We start from the raw sequence: 25,038 nt of genomic DNA, 5'->3' as shown, positions 1-25,038 counted from the left end.
GCATGTCCGAACATCCTGATGGAACCGCGGCGGCGGGAGGCCGGCCGAGCCCCAGACAGCTCGGCTACGTCGGCATCGACAGCACCGACGTGGGCGCGTGGCGGCGGATCCTCTCGCTGCTCGGCTGCGAAGTCGACGGTATGGGAGACGGGTCCGTCCGGGCCGCGGTCGACGACCGGCCGTACCGGCTGTCCGTCCAGCCGTCTCATCGGGACGACATCTCCCACCTGGGGTGGGAGCTGGCGGACCGCGCGGCCCTGCACGACCTCGTGGACGGGCTCCGGCGCGCCGGTCTCGACGTGGAGCGCGACGCGGAGTGCGCGGACGCGCGCGGCGTCGCGGAGCTGTTCCACACCCGCGACCCCGCGGGCACGAGGGTGGAGCTGTACCGCGGCGCCGAGCGGGCCGGGCCGGACCGGCCCGGCCTGGCCGAGCGCTTCGTGGCCGGCTCCCTCGGGTTCGGCCACGCCGTGCTCGTCACGGCGGACTACAAGGCGTCCCTGGCCTTCTACATCGACCACCTCGGTCTGCGGGTCAGCGACCGGATCGTCACCGGCGACCGGATGGACGCGACGTTCCTGCGGTGCAACGCCCGGCACCACAGCCTCGCGCTGGTGGACGGGTCCCGCTCCCCCGGGGCGCGGAAGCTGCACCACGTGCTGCTCCAGGTCGCGGACCTGAACATCGTCGGGCGGACGCTCGACCGGTGCCTGGACGCCGGCGTCGCGATCGCCCAGTCCGTCGGCACGCACACCAACGACCTGATGACCTCCTTCTACGTCGAGACGCCGGCGGGGATCCAGATCGAGTTCGGGACCGACGGCCGGCTGATCGACGAGTCCGCCTGGCAGGTCACGACCTACTCGTCCCCGTCGATCTGGGGCCACCGCTCCGACGAGGGATTCCGCATCGGGTGACCGGCGGCGCACCCCCGCGCTCCGCGCCCACGAACACGAACTACAGCGAAGGAAGACCATGAGCTCAGCGACCGAACCCTCCACCGGCCGCACGATCCAGGTGTCCGGCGGCATCGAACTGTTCTACCTGGACGCCGGGGAGTCCCGGGACCAGCCGCCCCTCCTCCTGCTGCACGGGGGCGGCCCGGGGGCCGGCGGATGGTCCAACTTCAGCAGGAACATCGGGCCGCTGAGCCGCAACCGCCGGGTCCTGGTGTTCGACCTGCCCCAGTACGGGCGGAGCACGAAGGTCCGGCTGCCCGACGACGAGGTCTACCCCTCGTCCTACGTGCGCGCCCTCACCGAGGCGCTGGAGCAGCTGGGCGTGGCGCGGCTCGACGTCGTGGGCAACTCCCTCGGCGCCGGCGTCGCCTGCCTCCTCGCGCACCGGTCGCCGCAGCTCGTCCGCCGCATGGTGCTCATGGGGCCCGGCGGCGTCCAGGAGTCGGTCATGACCCCGGTCCCGATGGACGCCCTGCGGCGGATGTTCACCTACTACAACCCGGGACCGCCGTCCCGCGCCGCGATGAAGGAGATCCTCGAAAGCCTCCTCTACGACCGCGAGTCGCTGACGGAGGAACTGCTCGACGAGCGGTACGAGGCCAGCATCGAGCCCGAGACGCTGGCGCTCTTCGGCAGCATGCGGAAGCAGAACCTCACGAACGTCACCGAGTTCATGCACACGCTGACGCAGCCCACGCTCGTCGTCTTCGGACTGGACGACCGCGTCACCCCCTTCGACTCCGCACTGAAGTTCGTCAAGACCCTCCCGAACTGCGAGCTCCTGGTCCTCCCCAAGGCGGGCCATTGGGTCATGTGGGAGCTGCCCGACCGGTTCAACAAGGCCGTCGACGACTTCCTGCTGGCCGGCTGACGGCGAACCGGCCGGCCCCGCGGACGCTCCCGACCACCGAAAACCGCCACCCATCAGAAGCCCACTGCTCGAACCGGGAGTATCCCGTGCAGATCAAACACATGATCCGATTCGGAATCGCCGCGACGGCGGCGCTCGCGCTCAGCGCGTGCGTCAGCACGGCCGGCGACAAGGACGGCGGCGACGCCATCGTCATCGGGGCGGCCATCGCCAAGACGGGATTCATGGCGTCGTTCGACATGCCGGTCTACCACTCGCTGGAGATCGCCGTGGACAAGGCCAACGCGAACGGCGGCATCGGCGGGCGCCGGATCCAGCTGAAGGCCATCGACAACAAGAGCGACAGCACCCAGTCGGCGAACGCCGCGTCGCGGCTCATCGAGCAGGGCGCCGACCTGCTGATCGTCACGTGCAACTTCTCCACCGGCGGGCCCGCCGCGACAGTGGCCCAGAACGCGGGCGTGCTGTCCATCGCGCCGTGCGCGTCCGACACCCGGTTCGGTCCCCTCGGCCTGGGCGACCTGGTGTTCAACCTGGGCATGTCCATCCCGACCGAGGGGGCGGCACTCGCCGACTACGCGCTGGCGAAGGGCTGGAAGCGCGTCTACACGCTCACCGACACCGAGCTGGACTACCCCAAGAACACGTGCGAGGCGTTCGAGAAGCGGTTCACCGAGCTCGGCGGGAAGATCGGCGGCAAGGACGTGTTCCGCAACTCCGACCAGGCCATCGCCTCGCAGGTCTCGCGGGTGTCGCGGGCGGGCAGGGGCGCCGTCGACGCGCTCGTCCTGTGCTCGTACCCGCCGGGCGGCGCGATGGCGGCCCTGCAGCTGCGCCAGGGCGGCATCGACGCGCCCATCCTCGCGAACTTCGGGATGGACGGCGACTACTGGGCCAAGTCGCTGCCGCAGCTGTCGGACTTCTACGTCATCTCGCCCGCGTCCATCTTCGGCGACGACCCCGAGCCCGAGGTCAACCAGTTGCTGAACGACTACCGGAAGAAGGCCGGCGGCAACCCGCCCACCGGCGCGTTCGTCTACGGCGCCTCCACTTTCCAGCTCATCGAGCAGGTCATCGAGGAGACGGGCGGGACCGACGGCAAGAAGATGGCCGCCGCGCTCGAGAAGTCCACGAACCTCCAGACCATCACCGGGCCGATGCGCTTCGGCACGGACTACCACGTCGACTTCGAATGGGACGTCCGCGTCCTGAAGGCCACCGGCGGACGGTTCTCCTACGCCGAAACGGTGAAGCCGCGCAATGCCCGCGCGCTCGTCAAGTGACCGCGGCCCCGGAAGGAGTGCTGCCGTGACGATCGCGCCGAGCGAAATGGACGGAATCCACACGGAGAACCTCTGCCTCGACTACGCCGGTGTCCGCGCGCTCGATGACGTGACGGTCCACTTCCCGGGCGGCAAGTGCACGGGGCTCATCGGACCGAACGGGGCGGGCAAGACGACGCTGGTCAACGTCCTGACGGGCTTCGCCCGGCCGGACCGCGGCAGGGTGCTCTTCTTCGGCGCCGACGCCGGCGGCTGGAGTCCGGAGCGCCGCGCCCGCCGGGGCCTCGCGCGAACGTTCCAGAACGCGCGGATCTTTCCCGGCCTCTCGGTGTTCGAGAACGTCGAGGTCGCGGCGCTGTGCGGCGGCCTGAGCCGGCGCGACGCCCGCCGGGAGGCGCACCGGATCCTGGAGCTCGGCGGCCTCCGCCAGTTCCGCGACCTGCCCGCCCGGCAGCTGCCGTACGCCCACCAGCGGATCCTCGGGATGGCCCGGGCGCTCGGCCTCCGGCCCCGGTTCCTGTTCCTGGACGAGCCGGCGGCGGGCATCGACGACCTGGAGCTGCCGGAGTTCATCCGGCTGCTCGCCACGATCCGGGAGGACTCCGGATGCGGCGTGATCCTGATCGAGCACAACGTGGACCTGGTCTTCCAGATGTCCGACCACGTGGTGGTCCTCGACCACGGAGCCGTCATCGCCCAGGGCGGGCCGGCCGAGATCCGGCGGCACCCGGACGTGATGGCCGCCTACCTGGGGACGGAGGACGCGCCGTGACACCGGCACCGGACAGGACTCCGGCACAGGAGGCACGGGACGTCCTCCTCGACGTCGACGGGCTCACCGTCGAGTACGGCACCGTCAAGGCGCTGCGGGGAGTCTCGCTCCAGGTGCTCGCCGGCGAGCTGCTGGCCGTCGTCGGCCCCAACGGCGCCGGGAAGTCGACCCTCCTGATGACCATCGCCGGCGGGCTTCGACCTCGCTCGGGCAGCGTCCGGTTCGACGGGCGGGACATCACCCGCACCGCGGCGGAGGACGTGGCGCGGGCCGGGTTGAGCCTGGTCCCCGAAGGGCGGCACATCTTCGGCAGGTTGACCGTGGAGGAGAACCTGCGCGTGGTGCCCCTGGGAACCCGGGCCCGGCGCCGGCAGCAGCTCGACAAGGTCTACGAGCTGTTTCCGGTGCTCGGGGAGAAGCGCCGCCGGATCGCCGGCCACCTCTCCGGCGGCCAGCAGCAGCAGTTGGCGATCGCCAGGGCGCTGATGGGCGCGCCGCGGCTGCTCCTGCTGGACGAGCCGTCGCTCGGCCTGGCGCCGGCGCTCGTCGACACCGTCTTCGAGACCGTCGACGGGCTCCGCCGGTCGGGCACGACCGTGGTGCTCGTCGAGCAGCGCCTCCACCAGTCGCTGCGCATCGCCGACCGCGCCTACGTGCTCAACGGCGGCCGGCTGCGGTACCAGACGGCCGACCTCGGCGAGGACGCCCGGTCGGACATCGTCGACGCCTACTTCGCCACGGAAAGGGAGGGGGTGCGGAAGGCATGGGCGGAATGATCCAGCCCCTCATCGACGCCGTCAGCGTGGGAGCCCTGTACGCGCTGGAGGCCCTCGGGATCGGGCTCCTCTTCGGGATCATGCGGCTCGCGAACTTCGCCCTCGGCGCGGTGACCATGGTCGCCGCCTACGCGCTGTACCTCACCAGGGACCTGCCCCTGGCGGCGTCGATTCTGGTCGCGCTGCTCGTGGCGGTCGGGGTCTCGCTGCTGCTGGAGCTGGTGGTCTTCCGCCGGCTCAAGGCGGCGAGCGAGGCGACCCTGTTCATCGTCTCGTTCGCGATCGCGTTCGGGCTGGAGAACCTCGCCCTGGCGGTGTTCGGGGCCAACACGCGGGGGTTCTCGCTCTCGCCGTGGCTCTCCTCGTCCAGCGGCATCGGCGGCGTCCGGGTGTCGCACCTCAGCATCGTGACCATCGTGACCGTCCTGGTGCTGCTGGGGCTGTTCGTGGCCTTCCTGCGCAGGACGGAGACGGGGATGCGGCTGCGCGCCGCCTCCGACGACTTCCGGATGGCCACCATGCTGGGCGTCCCGGCGAACCGGATGATCGGCCTGGCGTTCGCGCTCAGCGGCGTGCTCTGCGCGGCGGTGGCCGTGATCGTGGTCGGCCAGGTCGGCGGCGTCTCGCCCGGCATGGGCTCGAACGTGATCATCATCGCGCTGCTCGGCGCGGTCATCGGCGGCATGGACCGGCTGTCCGGTGCGGCGGCCGGCGGGTTCGTCGTCGGTTTCGCCCTGTCGATCCTGAACTCGTGGCTCGTGCTGGACATCAGGCCCTACCGCGACGCCTTCGCCATCCTCGCGGTGATCCTGGTCCTCATCGTCCGGCCGCACGGGCTGCTTCCCGGCGCGACCCTGCGCGAGAGGGTGTGAACGGCATGCCTGCCCTGAAGGAAGCCCTGCCCCGGGTGCCGTCCCATCCGCTGGCGTTCCCGCTCCTGGCCGTGACCCTGCTCGCCGCGACCGGCGCCCTCGGCGGGCCGGGGCTCCAGCGGACGGTCATCGAGTGCATGGTGCTGATGCTCGTCGTAGTGTCGCTGCACCTGTTCAGCGGCACCTCCGGAGTGGTCTCCGTCTGCCATGTCGCGTTCGTGCAGCTCGGCGCTTACATCTCGGCGCTGGTCACCATGGACGCCCGGCGCAGGTCGGTGATGCTGCCCGACATGCCGCGGGTCCTCGCGGACGTGCATGTCGGCCTGCCCGTGTCGATGCTCCTCGCCTGCGCGGTGTGCGCGGTCGTGGCGGCCGTCACGGGCCCCCTGCTCATGCGCCTGAACGGCCTCCAGTCCGCGATCGCCACGTTCTCGCTGCTGCTGATCGTCGACAACGTGGTCATGAACTGGGGGGCGGTGACGGGCGGGCCGAGCGCGCTGATCGGCGTCACCGAGTCCACGACGGTGCTCCAGGTGTGGCTCGCGCTCGTGGCCGCCGCCGTCCTGTGCCACCGGTTCGCCCGCTCCAACGCCGGCCTCCGGCTGCGCACGTCCCGCGAGGACGAGGTCGCCGCCCGGGCCCTCGGCATCAACGTGCCGCGGGAGCGGCTCAAGGCGTTCGTGCTCAGCGCCGTGATCGCGGGACTGGCCGGCGCGCTGTTCGGGCACCGGCTCAGCACGCTCAACCCCGAGGACTTCGGGCTTAAGATGACCTTCTTCGTGCTGGCGATGCTGATCATCGGAGGCATGCGCAGCCTCTCCGGCGCCGTGCTGGGCGCGCTGGTCGTGACGCTCCTGACGGAGGTCCTCCTCCGGTTCGAGGGGGGCGTCGAGATCGGGCGGTACGTGGTGACGGGTCCGGCCGGCCTGCGCGAACTGGGGCTGGCCGCCGTGCTCATCGTCATCCTGATCCGGCGTCCCGAAGGCATCACCCGCGGCCGCGACATCGTCCCGCCGCGGTGGCGGGCCGCCCGCGCCCGCCCTGTCCGACCGGTGGCGCGGCAGGGGTCGGCCGACCCCGAGCCGCTCGACGAAGGAGCTCAGGTCCGATGAAGGTGATGCTGACGGGAGCGACCGGCTGCATCGGCGGCGCGGTCGTGGACGCGCTGCTCGCCCGCGACCACGAGGTCCACGCCCTCGTGCGCACCGCCGAGAAGGCGGACGGGCTCGCCCGGCGCGGCGTGCGCGCCCATGTGGGCGGCCTGGCGAGCCGGCGCCTGGTCCTCGGCCTGATGCGGGAGACGGACGGCCTGATCCACACGGCGTTCGCCGTGGGCGACGAGGACGGCCGCGCGGAGCTGGACTTCATCTCCACCGCGATCTCCGGCCTGTCCGGGACCGGCAAACCCTTCGTCTACACCTCCGGCCTGTGGGTGCTGGGCGAGTCGGCCGGCGCGGCCCTCGACGAGACGGCCCCCTACGCCCCGACGCCGCTGGTCGCGTTCCGTCCGAAGGCGGAGCGGCTCGTCCTCGAAGGGGTGAACTTCGGGATCAGGGCGTCGATCGTCCGGCCCGGGGTGGTGCACGGCGGCCCGGGCGGGTTGATCGAGATGCTCGCGCGGAGCGTCGACGGTGACGGCCACGTCGTCCATGTGGGCGACGGGACGCAGCGCTGGCCGATGGTGCACCGCGACGACCTGGCCGATCTCTACGAGCGCGTCCTCGTGGACGCGCCCGCCGGCAGCATCTGGCACGGGGTCGCCGAGCCGGGCGTCCCCGTCCGCGACATCGCCGCCGCCGTCGCCACCGCCGTCGGGTGCGAGGGCAGGGTCCGCGCACGCGACGTGGCGGACGCGCGCGCGGAGCTCGGCCTGCTCGCCGACGCGCTCGCCGAGAGCCAGGTGGTCTCCGGCGCGAAGGCGCGGGAGCTCCTCGGCTGGCGGCCCCAGGCGCCGGGCGTCGTCGAGGCGCTGTCCCGCGAGGACCGCTACCTCCGCCCGGATCCGGAGCAGGGCTCCCCCGAGACCAGGTCGGTGTGACGGTGGGCGGGGAGCCTCCGCGGCCGGGCCCTTCCCCGGGGAAGGGCCCGCTGGCCTGGTCTTACGGCGACCTCACTGGATATGGTGTCGGCCCGGAGGAGCCGCCGGCGTTCCGCGTCGCGGCGGCCCTTCCCGCGAGCAGGAGGTCGATGGCGTGATGCAGGCGGGACTGGACGGGTGCGCCCTCGCCGAGGGCCCCGGTCCTCGTTGCCGGGCTCGCTGAGATGCCGCCGGTGAAGGCTCTGGAGACCATCAGGGTGGTCCTCGTCGACGACCACCCGGTGGTCCTGTCCGGGCTGCGCACCCTCCTGGGCGAGTTCGACGACCTGGAGGTGGTCGGCACGGCGACCACCGGCACCGAGGCGCTGAACGTGTGCCGGGCCGCGCGGCCCGACGTGGTCGTCCTCGACCTGCGCATCCCCGCGCCCTCGGGGCCCGGCCTGGTCGCCCGGCTCGGGGACACCGCGCCGGACGCGCGGATCGTGCTGCTGTCGACCCAGATCGACGCCCGGGACGTGTCGTGGGCGAGCCAGTCCGGCGTGTCCGGGTTCGTGCTCAAGGGCGACGACCCCGGCCAGATCGCGGTCGCCGTCCGCCGGGTGGCCGCCGGCGAGTCCTTCGTCTCGGCGGAGCTCTCGGGCGCCCTGCTCAAGTCGGTGCGCGCCGAGGAGCGGACGCGCCCGGAGTTCACCCGGCGGGAGCTCGAGGTGCTGCGGCACCTCGCCAGGGGGGCGAGCAACCGCCAGATCGCGCGGTCGCTGTCGGTCTCGGAGCGGACCGTCAAGGCGCACCTGACGGCCGTGTTCGGCAAGCTCCAGGTGCGGGACCGGACGGGCGCCGTCGCGGAGGCGTTCCGCCAGGGCATCGTGACGCTCGAAGACTGACCGGTCCCGGGTCGTCGCTCAGGTGCCGGACGTGAGCTGCCGCCGCAGGTCCGGCACGATGAGCTGGATCCGGGTTCCGCCGGTGCGCCGCACCACGCGCATCTCCCCGCCGAGTTCCTCCATGCGCTCGGCGACCCCGGTCAGGCCGTAGTGCCCGGTGGCGGCGGCCGCGCGGCCGATCCCGACCCCGTCGTCGGAGACCGACAGCTCCAGGCGGCGCCCCTCGACGGAGACCTCGATGCCGGCCGTTCGCGCACCAGCGTGCTTCTCGACGTTGAGCACGAGTTCGCCGACACAGCGCAGCAGGCTCATGCGGGCCGCCGAGGACAGCGCCGGTTCCTCGCCTCGCACGGTCACGGGGCACTCGACGCCCGTCCTGTTCGCGAAGTCGTCGGCGATGAGCCGGACGGCAGGGAACAGCCCGCCGGTGGGAGGTTCGCGCCGCAGCTCGACGATGGCCTGACGGCCCTCGCGGACGCCCGCCTGCGCCTGCTCCCGCGCGTCCGCGATCAGCTGCCGGGCGCGGGAACCGCCGTCGGACCGCTCCAACGCCAGCACGGCGGAGGCGAGGCCCAGGTCCAGGGCGTAGAAGCGCTGCACGAGCCCATCGTGGATCTCGCGCGCGAGTCGGGTGCGTTCGGCGAGGATGCCGAGGCGCTGGTTCGCCTCCGCGAGCCTGCGGTTGTAGAGCGCGAGCGCGAGCAGGTCGGCCAGCGAGGCGAAGAACTGCGGCGAGACGACGTGCGCCCGCCGGTCCACGACGAGGGTCCCGAGCTCCAGTCCGGCACGTTCCAGGCACGTCTCGACCACGGATCCGGCGGCCGTGGACGCGGCCGCCATGTGCGGCCCGATCCACAGGTGGGAGCCGTCCTCCTGCCGGACCCCGACGCGGCACGCCCGAGCGCCGAACTGGCGGCGGACCCGGTCCACGATCTCCTGCAGGGACTCCTCCACGGCGTTGCGCGCCGCCAGCTTCTGCCCGAACAGGTAGAGCGCCTCCGACTCGGCCGCGCGCTGCTTGGTGTCCTCGTACAGCTGGGCGCGCTCGATGGCGACGGCCACCTGCCCGGCGATGACCTGCGTCAGGGCGATGTGCTCGGGGCTCACCGTGTGGAAGGGGTCCTTGCTGCACAGGACGAGGCAACCGTAGGTGCGCCGCGTGGAGCTCAGCTGCACCGCGACCGCGCTCTTGATGCCCTCGCGCATCACGGCGCGCCGCTCGGCCGGCGCCAGGCTGGCGTACCCGGTCTCCGGGTCCTGGGCGTTGAACGTCACCGGGTCGCTCGACCGGAAGGCGCGGCCCGCGAGCGTCCGGGACGTGTGCAGTTCGTGGACGTCGATGCCCGGGGAGAGCCCGTGGGCGAAGCCGCGGTCGCCCTTCCCGACCAGCTGCTCGGTCCGCTCGTCGGCGAAGTAGATGACGCCGCTGCCGAGCCCGGTCAGCTCGATGCTCGACCGGACCGAGATGTCGAGCACCTGCTCCAGTTCGAGGGCGCTGTTGAGCGCCATCGTGACCCGGCTCAGCGCGGCGACCTGGGGCCGCGTCATCACCGGGTGGTCGCTCTGCGTCATCTCCGCCTCCGCTCGCGGTACCCCGAGAACGCCAAGGTGAACAGGCAGGATACGCGGCGGACCGACGCCGACGACAGCGTCCGGCCGGGCCGCGGCGCGGGGCGCGGGGACCCCGCCCGCCCCTCAGCCTCGCCTGGGGCGCAGGGCCGCGGGCCCGTTGCGGACCATCGACGGGAGGGTGCGCCACCAGGCCAAGGTGGGGTCGGGGTCCAGACCCGCTCCCATGCGGTGGAGCTGGTCGGCGTGCCATTGGACGTTCAGCGCACTGTCCAGGGGGCGGATGTCGGTGAGGCGCCCCACCAGCCGGCGGGCGCCGACGCCGATGGCGGGGACCTCCAGCCGTTCCCGGCCGTGTTCGAGGAGGGCCCGGGGCGCGTCCGGCAGGAGGCAGGCGGGCCGTCCGATGCCGACGATGTCGCAGTCGCGGTCGGCGAGGGCGCGCTCCATAGCGGCACGGGTGCGGAACCCTCCGGTGACGGCGATCGGCGTCCGGCCGGCGATGGCGCGGACCGTCCGGGCGTAGTCCAGGAAGTAGGCTTCGCGCGCCCGGGTGGACTCGGCCATCACGCCCATCATGGCCGGGGCCTCGTAGGAGCCTCCGCTGATCTCGATGAGGTCGACGCCCTCGGCGACGAGGGCGCGGACGACCTCGCGGGACTCCTCCTCGGTGAATCCGCCGCGCTGGAAGTCGGCGGAGTTGAGCTTGACGCCGACGGAGAACCCGGGAGCGACGGCGGCGCGGACGGCGCGCAGGACGTCCAGCAGGAAGGCGCGGCGGCGTCCGGGGTCGCCGCCCCAGGCGTCGTCGCGCCGGTTGGACCGGGGCGACAGGAACTGGGTGACCAGGTAGCCGTGCGCCCCGTGGATCTGCACCCCGTCGAACCCGGCGGCCTCGACGACGGCGGCGGCGGTGCCGAACCGCGTGATGATCTCGCGGATCTCCCCGTCGGTGAGCGCGCGGGGCCGGGCGGCCCCGGGCACGCGGGCCGCGATCGCGCTGGGCGCGACCGGGCGGGTCCGCCCGGTGCGCCGGTTGGCCTGCCGGCCGGGGTGGTTGAGCTGCACCCAGATCGGCCCGCCGCTCTCGTGGTAGCTCTCCGCCCAGCGGGTCAGCGCGGGCAGGTGGCGGTCGTCCTCGATGACGACGTTGCCGGGCTCGCTCAGATGCCGGCGGTCGACCACGGCGTTCCCGGTGATCAGCAGGCCGTATCCGCCGGTCCCCCATCGGCGGTAGAGGGTCTCCAGCCGGCCGCCGGGCGCGCCGTCGACCCCCGCGAGCCCCTCGCTCAGGGCCGACTTCATGAGCCGGTTGGGCAGGGTCAGGCCCGACCGCAGGGTCAGGGGACCGCCCAGGTCGCCGTCAGGACTGGTCGGGGTGGAACTCATGGCTCACTCCTCGCGGCCGCCTGCGCCGTGCCGCCGCGGGACGAGGTCCTCGCTGCCGGCACGTAGATCGCGTTTCTGCGGGAGCCTACGTGGTCGAGAGCGCCATGCCTCCCCCCACCGGGGTTCAGTCGCGGTTGGGGACGACGACCACCGGGCATCGGGCGTGGTGCAGCACCGTGTGGTTGACCCGGCCCAGCGCCATTCCGGCCAGTGGGGCGCGCCTGCGTCGCGCACCCACGACGACCAGCCCGGCGTGTTCGGACGCCTCCACCAGCGCCCGGGCGGGAGTGCGTTCGGAGACGAGCTGGTCGACCGCGACGTCCGGGTACCGCTCGCGGTAGCCGGCCAGGGCCTCCGACAACTCCAGGTCTTCGATCACCCGGCGGCGCGGCGAGAACTCGCCGCCCACCGCATGAAGGGCGAGGATCCTAGAACCGCGCGAGGCGGCCTCTTTGAACGCCCACTCGATGAAGTCGCGTTCGCCGTCCACCCCCTCGATCCCGATCACGATCTCCGCCGGGGCGTCGGACGGGTACGCCGCCGAACGCGACACCACCAGCACCGGGCAGCGGGCGTGCGCGGCGGTGTAGAGGCCGACGGAGCCGAACAGCAGGCCCTCGAACCCGCCCTGACCTCGCGATCCCACCGTCACCAGGTCCGCGTGCTCGCTCTCCTCCACCAGCGTCCGGGCCGGGTCGGCCGGGACCAGCCGCGTCTCGACGTCGGCCTCCGGGCGCAGCTTCAGCGCGTACTGGCGGGCCTCATTGAGCAAGTCCTCGCGCTCGGCGATCAGGCGGCGCAGCGCGTCCGGCGGGATCGTCCCCTCGTCCAGCAGAGCACGCGAGCCGTGCACCAAGAGGAGCGGCCGCTGACGGCGGTCGGCATAGTCCGCCGCCCAATCAAGTGCCCGCCACGCATGCACAGACCCATCGATACCCACCACGACCGGACCCGGCATCGCCCACTCCTCCTCAGCCCGCTTCCCGTTCACCTCCGAAGCTAGGGCGGAGCACGCCGGGTGCTCTGCGGCCGAAAGTCCCGGCGTCCAGGGACGACGGTCACCGGTTCGATGCGCCGCGCGGAGTCAGCGGTAGCGGTTGAGGATGCCGCGGTGCTGCTGAAGCGCCGGTGACATCGCGACGCGAGGCTCCTGCATGAGGTTGCGGGCCATGGGCCCCGCCGCCTTCTCGCCCTTGCCGAACGCCTCGGCGAGGTGTGCGGCGTGGGCGGGTTTGAGGCTTTCGCCGAACGGCGCCTCGTAGGGGTCGGTGACCGCTTCGACCAGGCACGGCCCCGGCTCCGCCATGGCCTGCCGGAACACGTCCGCGGCGTCGCCGGGCTCCACGATGCGGAAGGCGTTCAGCCCGCACGCCCGGGCGACCGAGGCGAAGTCGATGGGGTGGAGGTCGCAGCCGTGCTGGGGGTTGCCCAGCAGCGCCGTCTGCTCCCACACCTCCAGGGCGAGGGAGTTGTTGCGCAGCACCACGACCTTGATGGGCAGGTCGTACTGGGCGAGGGTGGCCAGTTCGCCGAGGCCCATGGACAGCGAGCCGTCGCCGGTGAAGGCGATGACCGGCCGGTCGGGGTGGGCGATCTGCGCGCCGATCGCGTAGGGCAGCGCGGCCCCCATGGTGCACAGGGTGCCGGAGAAGGAGTAGTTCATCCCCCGGCGCAGCATGAGCCGCCCGCCCCAGGCGGTGACGGTGCCGGCGTCGCCGGTGACGATCGCGTCGTCGGGCAGGGCCTTGGACAGTTCCCAGGTGACCACCTGCGGGCGCATCGGCGTGCCGGACGCGGCGGCCTGCTCGCCAATCAGCCGCCACCAGTCACGGTAGGTGCGCTGCGCCCGCTCCAGGAAGGACCGGTCGGCCTTGTACTCCAGGTGCGGCAGCAGCGCCTCCAGCACCCCTTCGGCGTGGCCGACGAGGCCGACCTCGACGGGGTAGCGCATGCCGATGCGGTCGGCGTTGAGGTCGATCTGCACGCCGCGCGCCTGCCCGGGCTCGGGCCAGAAGTCGTAGTAGGGGGTGGACGAGCCGACGATCAGGAACCCGTCGCAGTCCTCGAACGCCTCGTGGGAGGCGCGGGTGCCGATCAGCCCCATGCCGCCGGTGGTGTAGGGGCTGTCGTCGGGCACGCAGTCCTTGCCGAGACCGGCCTTGACGATCGGTGCGCCCAGCGCCTCGGCGACCCGCTCCAGCGTCTCGCCGGCGCCGCGCGCGCCGGCGCCGGCGCAGATCGCCACCTTCCGGCAGGCGTTGAGCACCCCGGCGGCCCGGCGGATCTGCTCCAGCGGCGGCACCACCGTGAACGGCTGAGCGGCCAGGGACGCGTGCCCGGGGACGTTCTTGTCGGAGACCGTGTCCTGCTCCAGCGTCCAGGACTGGACGTCGATCGGGATCGCCAGATGGGAGGGCGTGCGGTTCATCAGCGCCGACCGCACCGCCAGATCGGTCGCGGTGACCGCGTGGGCCGGGCCCATGATCCGTTCGGAGTACGGGCACGCCCCCTCCAGCACCCGGTCCGACGGCAGATCCTGCAGGAAGTGGGAGCCGATCGTGTCGTGGTAGGACAGACCGGTGATCGCGATGACCGGCGCACCGTCGATCCGCGCGTCGTACAGCCCGTTGAGCAGGTGGACCGCGCCGGGACCGGCGGTGGCCGCGCACGCGGCCGGGCGTCCGGTGAACTTGGCGTAGCCGACGCAGGCGAGCGCCGCGTTCTCCTCGTGCCGCACGTGGACCAGCCGCATCCCCGGATGCGTCCGCAACGCTTCGAAGAAGCCGTTGATCTGGTCGCCGCAGATGCCGAAGCAGGTGTCCACACCCCAGTCCAGGAGTCGTTCCACGACCAGGTCAGAGGTGGTCTTCGACGACGAATCGGGCATATCGGTGACCGTCCTTCCAGCGCAGACACCCGGCAGGTACCCGCCCGTTCCGGAACGATGTCAGGGGCCGTGGTCAACGCGGAGCGGTGGTCGCGGCGGCTCGGCGGCCGGGGCGCCTACGCGCCGGTGGCGGGGGTCCGGACGGCGATCATGGCGATGTCGTCGGCCCCGTTGATCGGCAGGACGTCCAGGAGGGCGTCGCACAGGTGCTCCAGGGGCCGGTGGGCGAGCGTGCAGGCGCGGCGGCGAAGCCGCGACAGGCCCCTGTCCAGATGCTCGCTGGGATGTTCCACGAGGCCGTCGGTGTACAGCAGCAGGGTGGAGCCGGGCGGGAGCGGTTCCGTCGAGCTGTGGAAGGTCTCGAAGGGCAGGCCCAGCAGCGGGTTGGCCGCTTCTTCGAGGAAGCGGCCGTCGCCGTCCGAGGTGAGCAGCAGCGGCGGCGGATGCCCGGCCACGGCGTAGTTGAGCTGCCATCGGCCGGGTTCGGGTTCTTCGACGCGGGCCAGGACGCAGGTGGCCGTCGCGTCCGGCGCCACCGTCTCCATGGCGCTGTTCAGGCGGCGCAGGATCTCGCCGGGCGGGGCGAGGCGATCGGCGGTCAGCACGCGCAGCATGTTGCGGAGCCGGCTCATGTCGACGGCGGCGGCCAGGTCGTGGCCCGCCACGTCGCCGATGGCCACCACGGTCGCGCCGTCGGGCAGGACGAACGAGTCGTACCAGTCGCCTCCCACTTCGGCCGCCGCGGGGCTGGCCAGGTACCGGGCGACGATGCGCAGGTCGTCGAGTTCCGGCGGCTCGGCGAGCAGGCCGTGCTGCAGGGCCAGGGCGACCTGCTGGGTCCGGTGGAACCGGACGGCGCCGCTCAGCACGTCGTGGGTGTGCTCGAAGATCTGCCGCATCAGGTCGACGTCCTCCGGGCTCATCGGGTCGCGGTCGCCGAGCCTCGCGGCGGTGACCATCGCCGCCACGGCCCCGTCCACGACGACCGGCATCAGCACGACGCTGGTGGCGCCGGCCTTGGTGAGCCAGGCGGTGGTGCTCTTGGGCAGCAGGTCCGCCGGCGGCCGGCCCGCCGGGAAGGTGCGCTGCAGCGGGCGGCGCCGCTCCAGCGCGCGGGCGAACCCGCTGTCGGGGGCGAACCGCTCCTCACCGGTGGGCGGCTGCCGCGGCAGCCCGCCGCTCGCGGCGGTGGCGACACGGCGCACGGTGATCGGGGCACCCGCGGGACGCGCGCCGAGGTCGGGGAGCAGGTGGACGCCGCACCCGTCGGCGAGCGCGGGGACCAGCACCCCGACGAGGGCGGCGAACACATCGCTCAGCGCGGTCCGCTCGGCCGCGGCCGCGGCGGCGCGGTCGAGCAGCTCGCGGCGCTGCCGCTCCCGCCACTCCCGCTCCACGTCGAAGCAGGTGCCGATCCATTCGATCACGGCGCCGTCCTCGATCACCGGCGCGGCCCGCACCTCGAAGTGCCGGTACTCGCCCTCCTGGGTGCGGACGCGGTAGACGTAGTGCCACGGGCGGGCCAGCCGGCGCGTCTCGCCCCACGACCGCGACGTGGGCTCGCGGTCGTCGGGGTGCAGCACCCGCATCCAGCCGTCGCCGAGGAACTCCTCCCGGCTCTGCCCGGTGATCCGCTCCCAGCCGCCGCTCGATTCGGTCACGTGGCCGTCCGCGTCGGTCACCCACACCACCTGCGCGTTGATCCACACCAGGCTCTCCAGCCGGCGCCGGGACCGCCTCTGCTCCTCGGTCGCCCGGTCCGCCCGCTCGACCGCGGCGACCTGCTCGGTGACGTCGACCGCGACCACCAGCACCCCGGGCCGCTCGTGGGTGAACCGCGAGAGGCTGAAGGAGAAGTACCGCTCCCGGTCCTCGGCGCCCGCACCGGCCGGCTTCACCGGCGCCGCGACCAGGCTGACCGGTTCACCGGTGGCCAGCACACGATCGAACAGCTCGCCGTAGTCCTGCTTGGCAGCGGCGCCGAACGCCTCCCCGATCGGTTCGCCGAGCGGGCGGTCTCCGACGAACGCCCGGTAGGCGAGGTTGGTGTACACCAGCCGGTGATCCGGCCCGATCGTCAACGCGACCGCGACCGGCGCCGGATCGAAGGCCTCCAGCGCAAGCCACCCCATGCCGTGTCCGCCCGCGCCCCCCATGCGCCAGCCCCCCGTCCCCGGTCATCCGGTCCTCACAGCTCCCCCGCCGACGCTCCTCCCATTCCCCACCGGCTCACGGCACAACGATGCACACAGCCGCCGGTCACCTTGTCGTCGACCGGCGCGTGCTGTCTCTGCGAACGATGGACCAGGATGCGGTCCGGGCATCGGGTTTCTCTCCGAGCGCGGCACGCGCGCATGCCGCGCCCTGGTCGCGCAGCGATTGCGCGACCGTCGTCAATCCGAGTCGGGCCGCCACCGCCGCGTCATCCCATCCGGTCACCGCGACGTCGTCGGGGACGACGCGGCGGGCGGCACGGGCCGCGTGGACGACCCCGGCCGCCTGCTGATCGCTCATGGCGGCGATCGCGTCGGGCGGCTCGGGGGCGGCGAGCAGGGCCGCCGCGATCCGCTCGGCCTCGGCCGCGTCATTGCGCGCGCATACCGCGATGGTCACGTCGCGCCAGGCGATGCCGGCGTCCTCGGCCGCTCGCCGATAGCCCTCCAGCCGCTCCCGCGTCACCGGGAACAGGACGTCGGTGATGTCCGCGCCGCTGGTGACCGTGCTGGTCCGGTCTCGGGAGAGCGGAAAGCTCACGATCGCCGGACGCTCGGCGCCCGCGAACGCGATCGCGCCCACCGCGCGTGCCGCAGCACGGTTGTCGATGCTCACCAGCCCCATCCCGCCCACCTTCGGCCCGCCGTGGACGACCGCGGGACGCTTCATCGCCCGGACGGCCGCCAAGACCGGGTCGTCGTCGGACGTGGTCCAGACGATGAACCCGTCGACGGCGGCGGCGGTGACCCGCGGGACGTCGTCGGCGGCGCCGGTGATCGGCAGGATGGTCATGCCGTAGCCGCGGTCGGCGCAGACATCGGCGATTCCGGCGAGGAAGGAGACCGCCTCCGGATCGTCGAACGCGTAACTCAGATGCTCGCCCATCACGACACCGAGCGTCTGGGTCCTCCCCCGGCGCAGCGACCGGGCGCTCGGGTCGGGCCCCGCGTACCCGAGCCGGGCCGCCGCGGCGTGCACCTTCGCCCGGGCCTGGTCCGACACGCGCTCCGGCCGGTTGTAGGTGTACGAGGCGGTCATGACCGACACGCCGGCCAGCTCGGCGACCTGGGCGAGGGTCACCCGCTTCGAACCCACGGACGATTCCACGGGCTCCAGCCTAGCCTGGCGTGTATCGTTACACATATGCCGAAGGCCCCCGGTTCGCGCCACCTGATCGTCTCGGCGTACGTGCTCTTCGCCGCGTTCGGCGCGTTCTGGGGCGTGTGGGGCGCCTCCGTGCCGCGGGTCCAGCACCAGGCCGGCATCGGGGACGGCCGGCTCGGGTTCGCGCTGCTGTTCGTGGGCGCGGGCGCCCTTCCCGCGATGCTGCTGGCCGGCCGGGCACTGGACCGGTGGGGACCGCCGGTCGCTGCCGCGGCCATCGCCGCCCTCGGCATCGCCGGTGCCGGGCTGTCGCTGACGGCGGTGGACTCCGCGAGCCTGTGCGCCGGGCTGGCCCTGGTCGGCGCCGCCAGCGGAGCCGCCGACGTGGCCATGAACGCGGTCGCCGGACGAACCGAAAGGGTCACCGGCCGGCCCGTCCTCACCCGCGCCCACGGCGTCTTCTCCGGGCTGGTGGTCGTCGCCAGTCTCGCCACCGGGCTGGCGTCGGCGGCGTCCCTACCGCTCGCGGTGCCGTTCGCGGCCGTAGCCGCCCTCTGCCTGCTGGCCGGTGCCGCCGTGTACGGGACGCCGCCTGCCGGTGCCGCCGCTCAGGGACACGACCGCGTCCCCGCTGCGGCTCCGGCACCGCTTGGGCGGCACAGGACCGTCCCCTTGCTGCTGATCGGAGTCCTGGGCGCGCTTGCGTTCGCCAGCGAGAACGCGCACCAGAGTTGGAGCGCGGTCTTCGCCCACGAAGAGCTTCGCTCAGGCGGGGGCCTGAGCGCCGTCGCACCTGCCGTGTTCGCCGGCACGGTCGCGGTCACAAGGTTCTCCATGGGCGGCCTCAAGACCGTTCACGCTCGGACCGTTCTCCTTTGCGGCGCTTTCGCCGCCGCGTCCGGCGCGCTCCTCATCGCCGCCGCGCCCACGCTGCTCATCGCCGCGCTGGGTCTCGCGTCGGCCGCCGCCGGGACCGCGGTACTGTTCCCGACCCTCCTCGGCGTCGTCTCGGCGAACGTCGACGAGTCCTACCGGGGCCGCGCGACATCGGTCGTCACAGCCGTGGCCTACCTCGGGTTCCTGGTCGGACCGGTCTACGTCGGGCTGTGGGCCGAGGCCGCGGGGCTCCGCGGAGCCATGGTCGCGGTCGCGGCCCTCGCGGGCATCCTGTTCGCCCTCACCCCGGCGCTGCTCCGCCTGAGCGCACCTGCCGCTAAAGGCCGCCGCGACGGGGTCAAGAAGGAAAGGGCGCCACGCCCGGACGGCGGCCGGCTCACGACCTCAGAGTGAGCCGCACACAGCGAGTGTCAGGAGAGTGCGCGCACGTAGTGCAGCAGTTCGACGTGTTCGCCGGAGGGCGCGGTGCCCTTGCCGCGGCCTTGGAGAGTGAAGCCGGCTGAGGCGAGGACGCGCTGCGAGGCGATGTTCTCGGGCGAGGTACGTGCGGTGAGTTCGCGCAGACCGCTGTCGTGGGCGAAGGACGCGGACAGGTCGAGCGCAGCGGTCGTAAGTCCGGACCCGCGGTGCTGCGGGTGCACCCAGAAGCCGACCTCGGCCTGCCGGTCGCGCACGTCGAAGACCACGAGGCTGCCCGCGAACTCGTCGGTCGTCGCGTCGGCGATCGCGAGGACCGCGAGGTCGCCGCGCTCCAGGCCCGGGCGGGCGTCCCGCGTGATCATCGCTTGGACCGACTCGGGGGTGTACTCGGCTTCGGGGAGGTGGCCGTACTGCCGCACCGCCGGGTCGCCGGTGCCCTCGGCGAAGGCGGCGGCGTCCTCGGCGCGCAGGGGGCGCAGCCGTACGCGGTCGTTCTGCAGCGGAAGGAGAGCGGCGTCGAGCATGCAGATAAAACTAACATAGATCGGTTAAGGTACGGCCGTGAGCTATTGGGAGCACCGCAAGCCCGTCCGGCGCGAACGCGCCGTCGATGTGGGCTCCGTGGCGCGGGTGGCGGTGGCGTTGCTGGACGAGGGCGGGCTGCGGGCGCTGACGCTGCGCGCGGTGGCGAACCGGCTGGGGGTGGCGCCGGCGAGCCTGTACTCGCGGGTGGCCTCGGTCGACGACCTGTTCGATCTCGCCCTCGACGCGGCGCTGGGAGCGGATGCGGAGGTCCAGGGCCTCATCGCCGGGGCGGATCTGGACGCCCTCATGCTCGGCTGCTACCGGCATCTGGTGCGTCATCGGTGGGCGTGCCAGGTGATCGCGATGCGCGCTCCGCGAGGGCCGCACTACCTGCGCTTGTCGGAGCGGATGTGCCAACTGCTGGCCGATGCCGGTGCGCAGGACCCCTTGAGCGCCTCTTACGCACTGTCGAACTTCGTCATCGGCAGCGCCACCACGGCGCACACGGTGAGCAGCGAGCGCACCGCACCGGTCGACCCCGCAGTGGCCCCGACGTACGCGAGACTGCACCAGCGGCACGACGTCGACGCAGAGGCGATCGTCATCGCAGGTCTTGCCGCCCTGCGCAGCCACCGCTCCTGACGAGGTCAGCCGGCCGGCCGATCACGCGCGAAGACCGGCGCGCTCTGGGAGGCGGCCACGTTCGTTGGCCTTTCGAGGTGCTTCCGAAGAGGATTGCGGGAGGAGAGGCGTACCACCTGGGAGGGAACGATGCTGTTCAGGCGGGAAGTCCTTGAGGGGATCGCGGGCGGGCGGATCGACCGGGTGTTCCGGGTGTGGGCCGAGCCCCGGGTCCGCGCGGGGAGCACCCAGCGCACCTGGGCGGGGGTCATCGTCATCGACTCGGTCACGCCCGTGACGCCCGAGGAGATCACCGAGGAGGACGCCCTCCGTTCGGGTTTCGCGGACCGCGCGGCGCTGCTCACCGCCCTGTCCAAGAGCCGCAAGGAGGGCGGCTACCACCGCGTCATGCTCCACCTGGGCGGCCCCGATCCCCGATCGGAGCTGGCCGCGAACGCCGACCTGACCGACCGGGAACTGTCCGACCTCGCCACCGCCCTGGACGCCATCGACGCCCGGAGCCGCCGCGCCCCCTGGACCCGCGAGGTCCTCCGTCTCATCGAGGAACATCCCGGCCTGCGCGCCCTCGACCTGGCCGAACACTTGGGCCGCGACAAGCTGCCCTTCAAGGCCGATGTGCGTCGCCTCAAAGCCCTCGGCCTCACCGAAAGCCTGGAGACCGGCTACCGGCTCTCCCCGCGCGGCAAGGCTCTGATGGCCTACCTCCGGTCCCTGACCGAATGACCAAACTCCGGAGGGCATGCCGGGTGCCTGGCGCGCCTGCGGCAGGCACCCGCGCGTACGCCTTCCGTCGCCCCGCTACCGGCCCTCCGCTCAGATGCACTCGTTCGGGGCGTACACGTACACCGGTCCCGCGTAGTACTTGTAGGTGCTGCCCCAGCCGTCGTCGTCCGTCGCACCACCGCTCCACTTGCCGATCTGCACCCACGCGCCCTGGAGCTTGCCGTAGGTGAACCCTCCCGACCGCGCGATCGCGCAGTTCTTCCGCGTCGTCGGGCTGTAGTAGACGCGGCACCCACTGTGGAACGCAGCTTCAGCCTCATCCCCTCACGTAAATGATCTTGCGGTCACCGTAGCCCACCGCTGAGCGCGGTGGCAGGGCCGTTCCGGGTCGTCCGGTCGCGGCGTGGCCGGGCTGCCGGGAGCCGGGGAATCCAGGACGATGCACGTGTATCAAGACGACTCAGATCGTGAGGCAGGGTCATGGACGAGTTCGATGTCGTGGTGGTGGGGGCCGGGCCGACCGGGGAGAACCTGGCGGACCGGGCGCACGCCGGCGGGCTGAGCGTGGCGGTCGTGGAGAGCGAGCTGGTCGGCGGGGAGTGCTCGTACTGGGCGTGCATGCCCAGCAAGGCGCTGCTGCGTCCGGCCGCCGCGCTGGCGGACGCGCGGCGGCTGCCGGGCGCCCGCGAGGCGGCCGGCGGGACGCTGGACGCGGCGGCCGTCCTCGAACGCCGGGACGAGTTCACCTCGCACTGGAAGGACGACGGCCAGGTCGACTGGCTGAAGGGGGCCGGGCTCGTGCTGGTGCGCGGCCGCGGGCGGCTGGACGGGGTCAAGCGCGTCGCCGTGGAGACCCCGGACGGCGGGCGGCGGGTGCTGACGGCCCGGCACGCCGTCGCCGTGTGCACGGGCACCCGCGCGGCGCTGCCCGACCTGGCGGGGCTGGCCGACGTCCGTCCCTGGACCAGCCGGGAGGCGACCTCGGCGGCGCGGGTGCCGGCGCGGCTCGCCGTCGTCGGCGGCGGCGTGGTGGCGTGCGAGATGGCCACCGCCTGGCGGGCGCTCGGCAGCGAGGTGGTGCAGCTGGTGCGCGGATCCCGGCTGCTGCCGCGGATGGAGCCGTTCGCGGGGGAACTGGTGGCCCAGGGCCTGCGCGCGGCCGGCGTCGATGTGCGCTTCGGCGCGTCCGTCACCGGCGTCCGCCGCGACGGGCCGGTGACCCTCACGCTGGACGGCGGCGAGACGGTCACCGCGGACGAGGTCCTGTTCGCCACCGGACGGACGCCTGCGACGGCCGACCTCGGGCTGGAGACGGTCGGGCTGGACGCGGGCCGTCCCATCGAGGTCGACGACACCGGACTGGCGGCCGGGGTCCCCGGCGAGTGGCTGTACGCGGCCGGGGACGTCAACGGCCGGGCGCTGCTCACCCACCAGGGCAAGTACCAGGGGCGGATCTTCGGTGCGGTGATCGCCGACCGCGCCGCCGGGCGGACGCTCGACACGGCCGAGTGGGGACGCAGCGTGGCGACCGCGGACGAGCGGGCGGTGCCGCAGGTCGTCTTCACCGATCCGGAGGCGACGGCCGTCGGGCTCACCCTGGAGCAGGCGACCCGCGCGGGGCACCGGGTCCGGGCGGTCGACTACGACCTCGGCAGGGTGGCCGGCGCCTCCCTGTACGCCGACGGCTACCAGGGCCGTGCCCGCGCGGTCGTCGACCTGGACCGCGAGATCCTCCTCGGCGTCACCTTCGTCGGCGCGGGCGTGGCCGAACTCCTCCATTCGGCCACCATCGCCGTCGCCGGCGAGGTCCCCGTCTCCCGCCTGTGGCACGCTGTTCCCGCCTACCCCACGATCAGCGAGGTCTGGCTCCGTCTACTGGAGACCTATCGCGGCTAAAGACTGAGACCACGGACGCCCACGGGCGCCGTCAGGCCGCTGGCCTTCTCCGATGACGGCGACGTCCACCACGTCACTCCTCGCTCTTGCGCGGCTCCAGGCGCGGAGCGGGAGTGCGCGCGGTCGACGTTGCGGGCGATGTGCGGCGTGTGGCGCGGGAAGGTGCGGTACCGGCGGCGAGCAGGGCCGCGAGGACGGCGACGGCGGTCAGCACCAGGAACATGCGGGGGTAGCCGCCGAGTGCGGCGGCGATGGCGGCTCCGGCGAAGGGCGCCACGGCCGTGGCGGTGGTGATGGGAGCGGCGAGGATGCCCGACAGGGCGCCGTAGGACGCGGTGCCCCAGCGGTCGGAGACGGCGGTCGCCTGGAGCAGGGTGGCGATGCCGCGGGTCGTGCCGGCGAGGAAGGCGACGGCGATGAGCAGCGTCACGGGTCCGGGGATGGCGGCGAGAGCCGCGGTGGTGGCGGCCGACAGCGCGAGGATCCAGACGGTCCGTGCACGGACGCTGGTGCGGCGGACCAGCGCGCCGTAGCCGAGGCGTCCGGTGACCTGGCCGATGCCGCCGAGGCCGAGTGCCCAGGCGGCGGTGCTGCCGCTGGCGCCGCGCGAGGTGAGCAGCGGGATGAGGTTGATCATCACCGCGTACATCGCGAACGCCGACAGGGTGAGCGCGGTGGCCAGCAGGAGGAACGGCCTGCTGCGCACAGTGGCCGACACCCCGGACCTGGACCGGTCGTGCGGACGGCTGGGCTTGCCTGGTGCGGCCTGAGGTGGCGGGGGCCAGGGGCGGCGCAGGGCCAGCAGGTGCAGCGGGACGGTCACGACCGCCAGTACCGCCGCCAGCACGACGTAGACGCCGCGCCAGGTCAGGTGGGCCGACAGCGTGTCGGTGAGCGGCGCGAAGACGGTGCTGGCCAGGCCCGCGACCAGCGTGAGGGTGGTCAGGGCGGCGAGGTGGTGCGGGGCGTAGTAGCGGGTGAGCGCGGCGAAGGCGGGCTGGTACAGCACGGCGGACATCGCGACGCCGGCCAGCAGCCAGGCTCCGGCGAACGTCCACAAGGTGGGTGCGGTGGCCACGGCCAGGACGGCGAGCACGGCGAGCGCCGAGCCGCCGGTCATCAGGACGCGGGGGCCGTGCCGGTCCAGCGCGCGCCCGACCGGGACGCCGGCCAGCGCGGCGACGATGAGCGAGGCGGAGAACGCGGCGGTGATGGCCGCGGTGGACCAGCCGGTGTCGCGGGTGATGTCCTGCGCGAGGACGGGGAAGGCGTAGTAGAGCACGCCCCAACTGGTGATCTCGGTGACGCAGAGGGCGAGCAGCGGGACGCGGGACACCGTGCCGGGGCCGGCGGCGGAGGTGTCCGCCGCCGATCCCGGTGCGGGAGTGCCACGGCTCATCAGGTCGTCGCCCCGTCAGGCACCACTGTGTTCGGCCTCTCCGGAGTAGCCGTGAACGTGCCCGGTTGCGAATCCCAGGCCAGCGGGGACTCCGATGCCGATGCTGACCGGTTCGGGGGCCGCGGGGCCGCAGCATGACCCGCCGTCGGGTTCGGACTGGGCGGCCGGGGCGGGCGTCGCCTCGGTGGAGCACGAAGTCCCGCAGTTGTCATCCTGGCCGGCGCTCGGGTTGGCGGCGCCCGGCAGCAGGTCGTCGGTGACCAGGCTGGTGGAGCACACACCGGTTTCGGGCAGGTCGAGCTGGACGGTGTCGGCGGCTTCGCGGTCGCCGGCGAGCGCGGCGGCGATGGAGCGGACCTGCTCGTACCCGGTGGCCATCAGGAACGTGGGGGCGCGGCCGTAGCTCTTCATCCCGGCCAGGTAGAGACCGGGCTCGGGGTGGGCGAGGTCGCGTTCCCCGTGCGGCGGGACGGTCCCGCAGCTGTGGAAGTTGGGGTCGATCAGCGGGGCGAGCCTGACCGGCGCCTCGGTGGCGGGGTCGAGCTCGACCCGGACTTCGCGCAGCATGTCCAGGTCGGGCCGGAAACCCGTCGCGGCGACCACGACGTCGGCTTCCAGGACGCGCGGGCCGTCCGGAGTCTGGCCGTCGACCCGGACGGATCCGGCTTCACCGTCCGGGGTGGCGAGACCGGTGATGGTGAAGCCGCGCACCAGGTCGATCTCACCGCTCTCCACGGCCGCCTTCAGGCGGGTGCCGAGCGCGCCGCGCGCGGGGAGGCCGTCGGCGTCGCCGCCGCCGTAGAGACGGGCCACCGATGCACCGCGCACCGCCCAGGTGACGCGGGTGCCGGGCTCGTTCTTGGCGAGTTCGGCCAGGGCGAGGAGGGTGTTGGCGGCCGAGTGCCCCATCCCGACCAC

21 protein-coding genes and 1 pseudogene are annotated in these 25,038 nt (G+C 73.0%); 13 read left to right on the top strand and 9 right to left on the bottom strand.

The window, feature by feature from the left end; genetic code table 11:
• Positions 1-2: 2 nt before the first annotated feature.
• The 9 genes from AB0K34_RS30465 (at position 3) to AB0K34_RS30425 (ending at position 8,455) form a co-directional block, all read left to right on the top strand.
• On the top strand, positions 3-917 hold the full coding sequence (locus AB0K34_RS30465) for a VOC family protein (protein WP_364552398.1): 915 nt from the start codon (positions 3-5) through the stop codon (positions 915-917).
• A gap of 58 nt (positions 918-975) precedes the next feature.
• Positions 976-1,830 carry an alpha/beta hydrolase gene (locus AB0K34_RS30460; protein ID WP_364552373.1) on the top strand — a complete coding sequence of 285 codons (855 nt, stop codon included), beginning with the start codon at positions 976-978 and terminating at the stop codon, positions 1,828-1,830.
• 101 nt (positions 1,831-1,931) lie between these two features.
• Positions 1,932-3,113, top strand: a complete 1,182-nt coding sequence (locus tag AB0K34_RS30455) for an ABC transporter substrate-binding protein (RefSeq protein ID WP_364552370.1) — start codon at positions 1,932-1,934, stop codon at positions 3,111-3,113.
• A 25-nt stretch (positions 3,114-3,138) separates the two neighbouring features.
• Positions 3,139-3,885 carry an ABC transporter ATP-binding protein gene (locus AB0K34_RS30450; RefSeq protein ID WP_171069047.1) on the top strand — a complete coding sequence of 249 codons (747 nt, stop codon included), beginning with the start codon at positions 3,139-3,141 and terminating at the stop codon, positions 3,883-3,885.
• A complete protein-coding gene (locus AB0K34_RS30445) occupies positions 3,882-4,661 on the top strand; it encodes an ABC transporter ATP-binding protein (protein WP_364552368.1) in 780 nt (259 codons plus the stop codon). The genes AB0K34_RS30450 and AB0K34_RS30445 overlap by 4 nt, the downstream gene beginning before the upstream one ends.
• The gene (locus AB0K34_RS30440; RefSeq protein WP_364552367.1) at positions 4,649-5,533 is read left to right on the top strand and encodes a branched-chain amino acid ABC transporter permease; all 885 of its coding nucleotides are present in this window, start codon (positions 4,649-4,651) and stop codon (positions 5,531-5,533) included. The genes AB0K34_RS30445 and AB0K34_RS30440 overlap by 13 nt, the downstream gene beginning before the upstream one ends.
• A 5-nt stretch (positions 5,534-5,538) precedes the next feature.
• Positions 5,539-6,645, top strand: a complete 1,107-nt coding sequence (locus tag AB0K34_RS30435; RefSeq protein WP_364552365.1) for a branched-chain amino acid ABC transporter permease — start codon at positions 5,539-5,541, stop codon at positions 6,643-6,645.
• Positions 6,642-7,571: an NAD-dependent epimerase/dehydratase family protein gene (locus AB0K34_RS30430; RefSeq protein ID WP_364552363.1), complete on the top strand. Its 930-nt coding sequence runs from the start codon at positions 6,642-6,644 to the stop codon at positions 7,569-7,571. Before AB0K34_RS30435 ends, AB0K34_RS30430 begins: the two co-directional genes overlap by 4 nt.
• Positions 7,572-7,804: 233 nt before the next feature.
• Positions 7,805-8,455, top strand: coding sequence for a response regulator transcription factor (locus tag AB0K34_RS30425; protein WP_171069046.1), 651 nt, complete (start codon positions 7,805-7,807; stop codon positions 8,453-8,455).
• 18 nt (positions 8,456-8,473) lie between these two features.
• Here AB0K34_RS30425 and AB0K34_RS30420 read toward each other — a convergent pair whose 3' ends face one another.
• The 6 genes from AB0K34_RS30420 to AB0K34_RS30395 all read right to left on the bottom strand — a co-directional run bounded on the left by AB0K34_RS30420 (position 8,474) and on the right by AB0K34_RS30395 (position 17,621).
• Positions 8,474-10,027 (bottom strand): GAF domain-containing protein, encoded by a 1,554-nt coding sequence (locus AB0K34_RS30420; protein WP_138637160.1) that lies wholly within the window; start codon positions 10,025-10,027, stop codon positions 8,474-8,476.
• Between the two features lie 123 nt (positions 10,028-10,150).
• Positions 10,151-11,413, bottom strand: a complete 1,263-nt coding sequence (locus AB0K34_RS30415; RefSeq protein WP_138637158.1) for an NADH:flavin oxidoreductase/NADH oxidase family protein — start codon at positions 11,411-11,413, stop codon at positions 10,151-10,153.
• Positions 11,414-11,537: 124 nt separating this feature from the next.
• Positions 11,538-12,371 carry a universal stress protein gene (locus tag AB0K34_RS30410; RefSeq protein ID WP_364552360.1) on the bottom strand — a complete coding sequence of 278 codons (834 nt, stop codon included), beginning with the start codon at positions 12,369-12,371 and terminating at the stop codon, positions 11,538-11,540.
• 126 nt (positions 12,372-12,497) lie between these two features.
• Positions 12,498-14,300 carry a thiamine pyrophosphate-dependent enzyme gene (locus AB0K34_RS30405; protein WP_301175052.1) on the bottom strand — a complete coding sequence of 601 codons (1,803 nt, stop codon included), beginning with the start codon at positions 14,298-14,300 and terminating at the stop codon, positions 12,498-12,500.
• 116 nt (positions 14,301-14,416) lie between these two features.
• Complete coding sequence (locus AB0K34_RS30400; protein ID WP_301175053.1) at positions 14,417-16,432, bottom strand: SpoIIE family protein phosphatase; 2,016 nt, start codon at positions 16,430-16,432, stop codon at positions 14,417-14,419.
• Positions 16,433-16,559: 127 nt separating this feature from the next.
• On the bottom strand, positions 16,560-17,621 hold the full coding sequence (locus tag AB0K34_RS30395) for a LacI family DNA-binding transcriptional regulator (RefSeq protein ID WP_240808501.1): 1,062 nt from the start codon (positions 17,619-17,621) through the stop codon (positions 16,560-16,562).
• A gap of 36 nt (positions 17,622-17,657) precedes the next feature.
• Here AB0K34_RS30395 and AB0K34_RS30390 point away from each other — a divergent pair, with 36 nt between their 5' ends.
• Positions 17,658-18,908, top strand: coding sequence for an MFS transporter (locus tag AB0K34_RS30390; protein ID WP_138641193.1), 1,251 nt, complete (start codon positions 17,658-17,660; stop codon positions 18,906-18,908).
• A gap of 17 nt (positions 18,909-18,925) precedes the next feature.
• Here AB0K34_RS30390 and AB0K34_RS30385 read toward each other — a convergent pair whose 3' ends face one another.
• Positions 18,926-19,459, bottom strand: coding sequence for a GNAT family N-acetyltransferase (locus AB0K34_RS30385; protein ID WP_138641192.1), 534 nt, complete (start codon positions 19,457-19,459; stop codon positions 18,926-18,928).
• A 37-nt stretch (positions 19,460-19,496) separates the two neighbouring features.
• Between AB0K34_RS30385 and AB0K34_RS30380 the strand changes: the two genes are divergently transcribed.
• The 3 genes from AB0K34_RS30380 (at position 19,497) to AB0K34_RS30370 (ending at position 22,721) form a co-directional block, all read left to right on the top strand.
• Complete coding sequence (locus AB0K34_RS30380; protein ID WP_138641191.1) at positions 19,497-20,102, top strand: TetR/AcrR family transcriptional regulator; 606 nt, start codon at positions 19,497-19,499, stop codon at positions 20,100-20,102.
• A gap of 129 nt (positions 20,103-20,231) precedes the next feature.
• A complete protein-coding gene (locus tag AB0K34_RS30375; RefSeq protein ID WP_138641190.1) occupies positions 20,232-20,825 on the top strand; it encodes a hypothetical protein in 594 nt (197 codons plus the stop codon).
• Between the two features lie 480 nt (positions 20,826-21,305).
• Positions 21,306-22,721 (top strand): NAD(P)/FAD-dependent oxidoreductase, encoded by a 1,416-nt coding sequence (locus AB0K34_RS30370; RefSeq protein ID WP_171069406.1) that lies wholly within the window; start codon positions 21,306-21,308, stop codon positions 22,719-22,721.
• Positions 22,722-22,794: 73 nt separating this feature from the next.
• Here the strand turns inward: AB0K34_RS30370 and AB0K34_RS30365 are convergent, their stop codons facing one another.
• Both AB0K34_RS30365 and AB0K34_RS30360 read right to left on the bottom strand, forming a co-directional pair.
• Entirely contained in the window at positions 22,795-24,120 is a 1,326-nt protein-coding gene (locus tag AB0K34_RS30365) for an MFS transporter (protein ID WP_364552355.1), read from the bottom strand.
• A 15-nt stretch (positions 24,121-24,135) separates the two neighbouring features.
• Positions 24,136-25,038: pseudogene (locus AB0K34_RS30360) on the bottom strand (hypothetical protein); the annotation flags it as partial.

The sequence above is a fragment of the Actinomadura sp. NPDC049382 genome (assembly GCF_040677125.1).
Lineage (GTDB): Bacteria > Actinomycetota > Actinomycetes > Streptosporangiales > Streptosporangiaceae > Spirillospora > Spirillospora geliboluensis.
Note: the sequence above shows the minus strand (reverse complement) of the source record. Positions and strands in the feature narration are given on the sequence as shown.

Coding starts and splice junctions, on each gene's coding strand:
- AB0K34_RS30465 (WP_364552398.1), top strand. CDS start 3: ATGTCCGAACATCCTGATGGAACCGCGGCGGCGGGAGGCCGGCCGAGC.
- AB0K34_RS30460 (WP_364552373.1), top strand. CDS start 976: ATGAGCTCAGCGACCGAACCCTCCACCGGCCGCACGATCCAGGTGTCC.
- AB0K34_RS30455 (WP_364552370.1), top strand. CDS start 1,932: ATGATCCGATTCGGAATCGCCGCGACGGCGGCGCTCGCGCTCAGCGCG.
- AB0K34_RS30440 (WP_364552367.1), top strand. CDS start 4,649: ATGGGCGGAATGATCCAGCCCCTCATCGACGCCGTCAGCGTGGGAGCC.
- AB0K34_RS30435 (WP_364552365.1), top strand. CDS start 5,539: ATGCCTGCCCTGAAGGAAGCCCTGCCCCGGGTGCCGTCCCATCCGCTG.
- AB0K34_RS30430 (WP_364552363.1), top strand. CDS start 6,642: ATGAAGGTGATGCTGACGGGAGCGACCGGCTGCATCGGCGGCGCGGTC.
- AB0K34_RS30420 (WP_138637160.1), bottom strand. CDS start 10,027: ATGACGCAGAGCGACCACCCGGTGATGACGCGGCCCCAGGTCGCCGCG.
- AB0K34_RS30415 (WP_138637158.1), bottom strand. CDS start 11,413: ATGAGTTCCACCCCGACCAGTCCTGACGGCGACCTGGGCGGTCCCCTG.
- AB0K34_RS30410 (WP_364552360.1), bottom strand. CDS start 12,371: ATGCCGGGTCCGGTCGTGGTGGGTATCGATGGGTCTGTGCATGCGTGG.
- AB0K34_RS30405 (WP_301175052.1), bottom strand. CDS start 14,300: ATGCCCGATTCGTCGTCGAAGACCACCTCTGACCTGGTCGTGGAACGA.
- AB0K34_RS30400 (WP_301175053.1), bottom strand. CDS start 16,432: ATGGGGTGGCTTGCGCTGGAGGCCTTCGATCCGGCGCCGGTCGCGGTC.
- AB0K34_RS30390 (WP_138641193.1), top strand. CDS start 17,658: ATGCCGAAGGCCCCCGGTTCGCGCCACCTGATCGTCTCGGCGTACGTG.
- AB0K34_RS30385 (WP_138641192.1), bottom strand. CDS start 19,459: ATGCTCGACGCCGCTCTCCTTCCGCTGCAGAACGACCGCGTACGGCTG.
- AB0K34_RS30375 (WP_138641190.1), top strand. CDS start 20,232: ATGCTGTTCAGGCGGGAAGTCCTTGAGGGGATCGCGGGCGGGCGGATC.
- AB0K34_RS30370 (WP_171069406.1), top strand. CDS start 21,306: ATGGACGAGTTCGATGTCGTGGTGGTGGGGGCCGGGCCGACCGGGGAG.
- AB0K34_RS30365 (WP_364552355.1), bottom strand. CDS start 24,120: ATGAGCCGTGGCACTCCCGCACCGGGATCGGCGGCGGACACCTCCGCC.